The 255-nt window shown below is 54.5% G+C and carries 1 rRNA gene; it reads left to right on the forward strand.

Annotated elements, in window-relative coordinates:
- Positions 1-255 (forward strand): 16S ribosomal RNA (locus tag RJP21_RS31105); the annotation flags it as partial.

The raw sequence follows: 255 nt of genomic DNA on the forward strand, positions 1-255 counted from the left end.
TTGATCCTGGCTCAGGACGAACGCTGGCGGCGTGCCTAATACATGCAAGTCGAGCGGACCTTAGCGATCTTCGGATCGCTCTTGGTTAGCGGCGGACGGGTGAGTAACACGTAGGCAACCTGCCTGCGAGACTGGGATAACTACCGGAAACGGTAGCTAATACCGGATAATTTATCGCTTCGCATGGAGCGGTAATGAAAGACGGAGCAATCTGTCACTTGCAGATGGGCCTGCGGCGCATTAGCTAGTTGGTGA

The organism is Paenibacillus sp. VCA1 (assembly GCF_031583795.1).
GTDB lineage: Bacteria > Bacillota > Bacilli > Paenibacillales > Paenibacillaceae > Paenibacillus_AQ > Paenibacillus_AQ albilobatus.